The organism is Aquimarina sp. I32.4, assembly GCF_002924285.1.
Classification (GTDB): domain Bacteria; phylum Bacteroidota; class Bacteroidia; order Flavobacteriales; family Flavobacteriaceae; genus Aquimarina.
On sequence record NZ_PGUB01000147.1, the window covers coordinates 1 to 8,043 of the forward strand.

12 protein-coding genes are annotated in these 8,043 nt (G+C 29.9%); 1 reads left to right on the forward strand and 11 read right to left on the reverse strand.

The window, feature by feature from the left end:
• Positions 1-107 precede the first annotated feature (107 nt).
• The 7 genes from CVD18_RS23435 to CVD18_RS20380 all read right to left on the reverse strand — a co-directional run bounded on the left by CVD18_RS23435 (position 108) and on the right by CVD18_RS20380 (position 4,538).
• The gene (locus CVD18_RS23435; RefSeq protein ID WP_255409481.1) at positions 108-242 is read right to left on the reverse strand and encodes a hypothetical protein; all 135 of its coding nucleotides are present in this window, start codon (positions 240-242) and stop codon (positions 108-110) included.
• A gap of 71 nt (positions 243-313) precedes the next feature.
• Positions 314-526 carry a general stress protein CsbD gene (locus tag CVD18_RS20360; RefSeq protein WP_103867332.1) on the reverse strand — a complete coding sequence of 71 codons (213 nt, stop codon included), beginning with the start codon at positions 524-526 and terminating at the stop codon, positions 314-316.
• Positions 513-1,550: a beta-1,6-N-acetylglucosaminyltransferase gene (locus CVD18_RS20365; protein ID WP_103867333.1), complete on the reverse strand. Its 1,038-nt coding sequence runs from the start codon at positions 1,548-1,550 to the stop codon at positions 513-515. Before CVD18_RS20365 ends, CVD18_RS20360 begins: the two co-directional genes overlap by 14 nt.
• Positions 1,551-1,645: 95 nt before the next feature.
• Positions 1,646-1,813, reverse strand: a complete 168-nt coding sequence (locus tag CVD18_RS23015; protein ID WP_199185119.1) for a hypothetical protein — start codon at positions 1,811-1,813, stop codon at positions 1,646-1,648.
• Between the two features lie 18 nt (positions 1,814-1,831).
• Positions 1,832-2,104: a cupin domain-containing protein gene (locus CVD18_RS20370; protein ID WP_233194604.1), complete on the reverse strand. Its 273-nt coding sequence runs from the start codon at positions 2,102-2,104 to the stop codon at positions 1,832-1,834.
• A 505-nt stretch (positions 2,105-2,609) separates the two neighbouring features.
• Complete coding sequence (locus CVD18_RS20375; RefSeq protein WP_103867335.1) at positions 2,610-3,500, reverse strand: mechanosensitive ion channel family protein; 891 nt, start codon at positions 3,498-3,500, stop codon at positions 2,610-2,612.
• 180 nt (positions 3,501-3,680) lie between these two features.
• Entirely contained in the window at positions 3,681-4,538 is an 858-nt protein-coding gene (locus CVD18_RS20380) for a prohibitin family protein (RefSeq protein WP_103867336.1), read from the reverse strand.
• A 177-nt stretch (positions 4,539-4,715) separates the two neighbouring features.
• Between CVD18_RS20380 and CVD18_RS20385 the strand changes: the two genes are divergently transcribed.
• Positions 4,716-4,931, forward strand: coding sequence for a hypothetical protein (locus CVD18_RS20385; RefSeq protein ID WP_103867337.1), 216 nt, complete (start codon positions 4,716-4,718; stop codon positions 4,929-4,931).
• Positions 4,932-4,940: 9 nt separating this feature from the next.
• Here CVD18_RS20385 and CVD18_RS20390 read toward each other — a convergent pair whose 3' ends face one another.
• From CVD18_RS20390 to CVD18_RS23260, 4 genes are all read right to left on the reverse strand, one after another.
• Positions 4,941-5,480 carry an AraC family transcriptional regulator gene (locus tag CVD18_RS20390; RefSeq protein ID WP_103867339.1) on the reverse strand — a complete coding sequence of 180 codons (540 nt, stop codon included), beginning with the start codon at positions 5,478-5,480 and terminating at the stop codon, positions 4,941-4,943.
• Positions 5,481-5,852: 372 nt separating this feature from the next.
• On the reverse strand, positions 5,853-6,029 hold the full coding sequence (locus tag CVD18_RS22840; RefSeq protein WP_158250523.1) for a hypothetical protein: 177 nt from the start codon (positions 6,027-6,029) through the stop codon (positions 5,853-5,855).
• A 767-nt stretch (positions 6,030-6,796) separates the two neighbouring features.
• Positions 6,797-7,342, reverse strand: coding sequence for a 3'-5' exonuclease (locus CVD18_RS20395; protein WP_103867338.1), 546 nt, complete (start codon positions 7,340-7,342; stop codon positions 6,797-6,799).
• A gap of 61 nt (positions 7,343-7,403) precedes the next feature.
• Positions 7,404-7,727, reverse strand: coding sequence for a hypothetical protein (locus CVD18_RS23260; RefSeq protein ID WP_233194605.1), 324 nt, complete (start codon positions 7,725-7,727; stop codon positions 7,404-7,406).
• Positions 7,728-8,043: the final 316 nt, after the last annotated feature.

Here is an 8,043-nt window from a genome sequence, read left to right on the forward strand (position 1 = left end):
TCTAGGATTTTGAAAAATTCTGTGAAAGATTCTGGTACCATTTGCACTTGTTTTAAAACAAAGATAACTAGTTAAGTTGTATTATAGAATATAGCTTATTTTTTAACTCAATTGGTAATCGTATTCTGGTTAACTCCATACATAATAGCAACATCTTTCTTCCTTTTTCCTAAATTAATTTGTTTTATAGCCCGTTTGCGTATTTCTTTTCTAGTAGCCGAATCTACTGACCTAAAATCCATTTATTTCATAGAAAAAATATACGGATTTTATCCCAAATAATCTAATTATATTACCGCTATATTGATGTAATTCAATAGGTTTGGAGTTCAGCAAAAAGAGATTCTAGTTCTGCTCTGGTAATCTTAAGTTTAACAGCAAGATTATCAAACATCATTTCTTTTTTCTCGGTTTTAAAGTCAAAATCCTTGTCAGATAAAATAGAAAATCTCTGTTTGAGCATTACCTTTTGCTCTCTCCAACTTCTATTTATAGTAGTTTTAGCCATTTTATTATTTATTGCCATTAAGTTTTGTTAATTTAGTTGGCGGATTTATGATTGTTTCTGGATCTAATAGAGTGCTATTTTTTGTGTCGTCATTAAGTATTGAGGTAAGGTTGAAATCAATATTATTAGAATTATTTGCTAGTTGCTCTGTGTCTAAAAACTCCTCCAGAATATTCAATATAGATTTATCTATTCTTTCATCAAATTTTCGTGCAAATAAGTTATCGCCTTGCATTAAAAAGTCAATATCTGAATCTATCAAGATTTTTGGTTTCAATTTAAAATCTCCATCAGCTATCCATATAACAGCTCTTTTATCATCATTAACAATTGTTTCTTTGAATGAAGTATTCATGAGTACGGTTTGAAAAAATGATTTATCTGCGATCAATGTATTACGATAGAAATCTTCAAACTTTTTTATTTCAGGGCTATGATAGATAAATTCACAGCAAGTTCTAGTCAAAATCATCCATGGCCCTCCTATATATGGGATTACATTTTTCATAAAAGATTTTTTATAGGGTATGCCCAAAAAGCCTATATCTACCTCTTGAAAATAGTGGTCAACACGATTCAGGGTATCAGGGCGTACTCTCACTTGATTGGTTATTTTCATGAAGTTTTTTCCTTTATTTTTATACAAAAAATCAAAGAAGAAATCTTGAGATTTCAAAGGAAAATCCTGATCACTTAGATTAATAAAAAAGTCCCATTTAAGACAACGGTTTAAGAGATACTTCATTCCATGAATTTGGGACTGGACCATACTATACCCTCTCCAAACTATAGGTTCACTTTTTAAGACATAGGCATTCGAATAACCTTTTAAAAAAGTCTTAATATCATTTTTAACATTAATATCATTTTTTTGATCTATCTGAATTAAGTAGTGATTTCCTGGATGATAAATGGCTTTAAGTAACCTTTTGAACTCTTTAGGAAAACCATAAACTAGTATGAAGTAAGCAATTTTAGGTTTCTTTTTTGGAATATTGAAATGAAAGCTTTGTGCTTTTGTATTCCTTAATTCTTGTGTCATTTTATGTGTCTGTTATTTATACTTAGAATTTACCGCAAAAGAAAACTCTAAGTACACTGGTATTAGTTCTTAATTCTTATCGTTTTAAGCAATGATTATAAAAGCTCTCTTTCAAAAAAAACTACTTCCTTTTTCTTAGGGTCTTCTGCAAACGTACAGTAGTAGATTTGACGGTAATATAACCTTACAATCAATTTAACTTCAGGATTTACTTTTGCATAAACAATATCTCCTGGTTTGAATTTACCTTCTTGTCTAATCATATAATTTATCTTTACATTTTAAACACTTATATCTTCATAACCGCTCTTAATGATGGTAGACAACATTTTAAAACGCTTATTCGCTTTTACTATATTCCTTGCATGAGCTGGTATAATGATTGTTTGACCAGTTTCGATTGTAGTAAGTTTTTCATTAATGATAATATCAGCTGCTCCAGCTATGACTTGAATAAGATTATCAAAAGGTAATATTCTTGAAGGTAATGCTTCTCCTTTATCAAATGATAATACTGTTACTGTTCCTGTTTTTTTCTTCAAAATTGCTTTCATAACTACAGATCCAGGAACGTAATCAACTATGTCAACTAGGTTATGTGTAAATGATTTTTCTAATTCATTATTTTTCATTGATACTATGATAGAAGATTAACACTAAACTAGGGCAAGATGATCGTATAAGTTTTTATGCAACCATTAGTCACCACTCCTTTTTTCTTTTCTTTTTGCAGCTTTTGCTGCTCTTTTTTCTTTCAAATTCTTTTCTGGAGCTTTTTTACCTGATTTGGCTTTACCTGCTTTTTCTTTTGACATAATTTTCTGTTTTTAGATTATTAATAAGACACCACATAAAGCGGTATAATACGTATACAAAAATCGATTAATTAAAAATCTAATGTGTTACACTAGCTTTAACCAAGATTACATATATCACACTTTTGTATAACATTATTTTGAATATCAAACAACCTATTTATCGGAGTTAACAATCTATTGGGATATGATTAGATAGTAATTCATTGGTTTTTTTAACTGACTTTAAAATAGAGGTAAATAATTATTCTGAAGAAGGTGTTGCATTATTTTTCTTTTTTAAAGGTTTTTTATAAATAATTGTTCGGTGTGGATATGGAATTTCAATACCTTCTTTATCAAACCTTTTTTTAATGGATTGATTAATATCATAGTGCATATCAAAAGCTTTGAATGGATTATCACACCAGACTCTAGCTTTAAGGTTTACACTACTTTCGCCAAAGCCAATAAGAAAAACCTGAACAATTTCTAGATCTTTATTTTTTTCCTTCTTAGATCGGTTATCAATACAAAAAGGGTGTTTTTCGGCCTCTTCTCTTATTATGCTTATAGCGGTGTCAATATCGCTTTCGTAACTAATTCCTATAACGATTGACTCACATATTTTTTCATTGGCTATACTGCTGTTGACAACCGTTTCACCACTTATAATAGAGTTAGGGATAATAATCCTTCTATTTTCAAAATTGACAATTACAGTATGTCTCAAGGTAATATCTTCAACTGTTCCTATATGTTGATCGGCAATTGTAATAAAATCACCAACTCTAAAAGGCTTAAAAATAACAATAAATGTCCCGCTAACGATATTAGATAATGCTTGTTGTGCCGCTAATCCAATTATAGCTAAGAAAATGCCTGCACTTGCAAAAACCGTAAGTGCATAAGCTTTGAGTGGAGGGATAAGAAAAGTAATGGTGGCTAGGGCAATTAGCCAAAATAGAAAAGCAACAGCATTTTTAAAAAAATGATAATGAGTAGGTGCAATTTGAGAGTTTTTTGAGGTATGTAGAATGTACTTATTAAGTATCCATATTGTTAATTTAATAAGAGCTATAGTAACAATAATAACAATACCAATAATGAATAAGTAATTATCACTCCAGCTCGATATAAACTCTATTACTTTCATCTGCTGTTTTTAGTAGTTTTAAATTGTCCGACAGAATTTACCATTAAACATTTTGATTAATATTAATTTGTTTGTTCTAATATCAAAATGTAAAAAGGTATTCTGTAAAAGTTCTGTTAGACAAATTATGTTTTTATCTAATCATTCGTTTTAAAGAATACTTTTTAATGATCTTTAATTCTATGCTCTTTTCTGTTTTTTAACCACATCACTTACACCAATAAATGGAATAGCTCCTGCACCTGTTACTTGTGGTAAAACTCCATTCCATTTTTCTATTGCTTTGAGATTTGCTTCTATTTTTCTCAACTCGATTAGATCTGGTGAAATATTCATTTTTTGTAGTCGTAGTGCTTCTGCTTCAGCCGTTGCAGCAGCAATAGTTTGTTCTGCCTCGACTTTTATCCTGTCCAAATCTCGCTTTGCTTTTAAGGCATTCTGTTCTGCTGTTTGTTTTGCCTCAATAGCATCGGTAAAAGTTTGAGAAAAGCTAAACGAAATAATTGAAAAAGCATCAACAGATATATTCGATGCAAGCAACCTTGAGGTGAGTGCTTCTTGCATCTCAGTACTTACTGCTGGTCTTTTGGTAATTAATTCTTCTGCAGTATATCTTGCCGAAACGGCTTTCATTACTTCCTGAATTGCTGGATCAATTATGCGCTTTTTAAATTCTACTCCAATGGTTTGGTAAACTAAATTTGCCTTATCTGGTATAATATGATAATTCAAGGCCACTGATAAATCTACATCCTGAAGGTCTGAGGAGGAAGACGCAGCATCAGTCATCGTTTTTTGGATCTTTACATCCATTAGAATCACTGTTTGCATTATTGGTATTTTGAAGTGAATCCCTTCACCTAGTACAACATCTTGAACTGCTCCAAAATTTTGAACAATTCCTCTTTCACCTGCCCCTACTTGAACCCATGGTTTAAATGCTATTAATAGTATAAATACAAATGCTAAAATGAATAATTTCTTCCATTTGCCATTTTTCAATGCATTCTTTATTTGATTTATATCTTGATTATCCATTTTGCTTTTATTTTACTACAAAAATGTGATAATTAAATATACATTGTGTTATACCACACTAAATCCATATTACATATATCACACATTCTCAAATATCAATACAGCGAAAGATTATTTAGTATAAAAATAACTTTCAATATGCAAGGTTTCGTACAAAAATAGATCACCTTTAAGGTTATGAATAAAAAAATAATTTTGTCTATAGGGTTACCTATTAAAATAAGAAATGCGATTGGTAAAACAGCGATCATCGAACTTAATGCAGGGCATTTTGTGGTATGTAAGTATCAAAACAATATATCTGTATATCTAAATGATGCTAAATTGAAAAAATGGTATCCTGTAAGTCTGTATAAAAGATTGGTTTATATGCTTAAGATCTGGTTAACATAATATAATCGGTTATAAATCTTCTAGGTTTTGTTTGCGTTTTTCTTTCAGTTTCCTATAAAACGTAGGGGTTAAACCAGTGATTTTTTTAAATTGATTGGATAAATGTGCCACGCTACTATAGTGCATTTTATGGGAAATCTCGGTAAGATTTAGTTCATCATAAATAAGCAATTCTTTGACCCTTTCAATTTTATGGATAATAATAAATTGTTGAATAGTTATTCCTTTCACTTCAGAAAAAATATTTGCTAGATATGTATAATTATAGCCAATTTTTTCACTTATGTAATCGGAATAATTGACTTTGGGCAATTCATCTGTATAATGAATCATTTCTATAATGACATTTTTTATTTTTTCAATTAGAATACTCTTCTTATCATCTAGCAATTCTAACCCTGAATTTAAAAGATTCTCTTTCAGTTTTTTTCGCTGCTCTGTTGTAATGTCTTCTAATATCTCAATCATACCCAAGTCAACCAACACAAATTGCAACCCCAATTTTTTCAGTTCTTCTTTAACCATCATTTTGCATCGCAAACTGACCATGTATTTAATATATAGTTTGGTACTCATATTTTTATACGCTTATACCTCACAAGGTATTTATATTAGATAGTATAAAAGAATAAAGTTTCAAATACTATTCAAAAATGTATTATTTCTTCAAAAACAATTACTAAGACACTTGCGTAATAAATTAAAAAAATCAAATTTTCATATCGTGTTTTGTAATATATTTTTGAATTAAAGTACTCATACCTTTTTCAATAAAAGTAAAAAGTAATAAATATGATTAATCCGTTCTATCAAAGCCCTGCTTAAATAACCCCTAGATTATTGCAGGGCCTTACATCAAACTCTCAGTGATATTCATACCATATTATGCGTTGTTTATTTTTAAGCAATTATAGTTTTCTTCTACTTATGAAAAGTACGATGTCTATCATTTTTACTTGTTACTCCTTTGGTTTCTGGAGGGTATAGTGCTTTACTCATCGCATTGATGTAATTAGAAGCCCACTTTGTTAGTATTCTTATGATCCATGGCTTCTTTTTTTTCATTTCTCCTTTTGTGGTATTTAAGTGAGTTTTCATAATTAATAATTTTAAAATTAGTTGATTCTAGATTGTATAAATAAAAAAAGGCACCTTATTAGGATGCCTTCTATATATCTTGATGTTTGTATAAGTTATGTTCTTATATTCATCTTTTTTATAAAACAGACACCTTTTATGTTCTTATTAGAACAATACACCCTTTGTTTGAGAATCAAACGGGGACTATATTGAAGATTATTTAGTGTCATTTCTATTATTTTATATTTATAAATACAATCTCTTCTTATTTCTTGATTGCCCTGCAAAGATGAAAACATTTTTTTTAACACACAAACTTATTTTCTATTTATTTTGCTGATTACCAGTGATTTACACTTAAAATCAAGCATAAGAATTCCAGTCCGTTTTCAAACAGATACTGGATGTTTTGGCAATCGTCTGTCTCTCTGATGCTTACTTTCCAACTATTACTTTGTATGTACTAATTATTATTTATTCATATTCTTAAAAAAAATCATAAAAAAAACGTCCAATTTCTTGGACGTTTGTAGTTATATCTAGTTTTTGTTTTTAAATCACTTTATAGAATGATGATTAAAATAGCTACATAACGTCCTGTTTGAGTATACATCTTATAGATTTCTCGGGATACACACTGATTATACAGTGGTTTTAACGTGATATGTATTCTATTCTGTTTCATTTTGTTATACAAATATGCATAAGTTTTTTTGTTATTTTCTAAATTATTGTAAAAATCTTAATGTTAAGGAATCTTTTCTAAAAAATTGAGATTTTTCCTTTTATTGTCTCAAACACCAATCTAAGATTTTGGCTATATTTTTGGCATCGTCTACTCCTCTATGATGTGTACCTTCTAGTGGTATTTCTAATATACCTAAAGCTCCTTTCATTCCAACTTTTCTTCTCAGTCCTTTGACCTCAGAGAATAGTGTTTTCACATTGATATGATTGGCAGATAATGGATAATCAACTCCTCTTACTGAGCATTGTTTTCTCATCATATTCAAATCATATTGTCCGTAACTTGCCCAAGTGTATTGATATCCCAGATACTCTGTTCTTAGAATTTTGCAAGCTGCTTCAAAAGAGATTCCTTTTGTATCCAACAATTCCTGAGTGATTGTTGTAAGTTCTGTACAAAACGGGCTTACTTCTGATCGTTCTGGTTTTACCAATATTCCTTGATTTTTGGATATGCTTCCTGTTTGTGTATCGAGAAGACAAATGCCTATTTCGATAATTTCATTGACCTGACCTTTTGGTATCGATCCATTCCAACAAGTGGCTTCAAGATCTATAATTATAATTGTATTTGTTGTTTTCATGTATAATATGTTTTTAATCCCTTATTAACTTATTAAATGACACATATCATTTTGAGCTTTATTATTTGGGAACTGCGACCAATTCTTCTCTATCAAGAGGGTCTATATTTTTGTTTAATAATTTTATAGCAGATTGTACTGCCCAGCATTTATCACTAGAATGTATATTACTATATAACCCTAGTAAGAATGATGGTTCTACTACATTCCACCCTTTTACAATCTTATACGGTACTTCTCTCACAAAAAAATCTATGGTAATCCTAAAAGTTACATTTTCTTTTGTGGTTATGATTTTCTCATATCTTCTAAAATTTTCTTTACTTGGTAATCTATCATAGCGTGTCCATACTTTTTTAAAACCTGTTTCTAATACTATAGACATGACTTCTGCTACATTTATTGGGTGTACAAACAGATCTATATCTTTATGATCATGGGCATGTTTATACTCTATATGTCCTGCTGGAGATAAAAAGTGCCATGCCCACCCTCCTGATAATGTGACTAATTTTTGTAATGGCGCTAAGGCTTTTAGAGCATATTGAATTCTATACGCTGGCCAGAGCCTCTCCGTATCTATTTTTATTATGTGGTGCTCCCATTGTTATACAATTTACGGATATTAACTTCGCATAAATGCGTCTAAGTAGTGATGATTACTTACTATAGATTTTATAAGTTCATTACTCATACTTTCT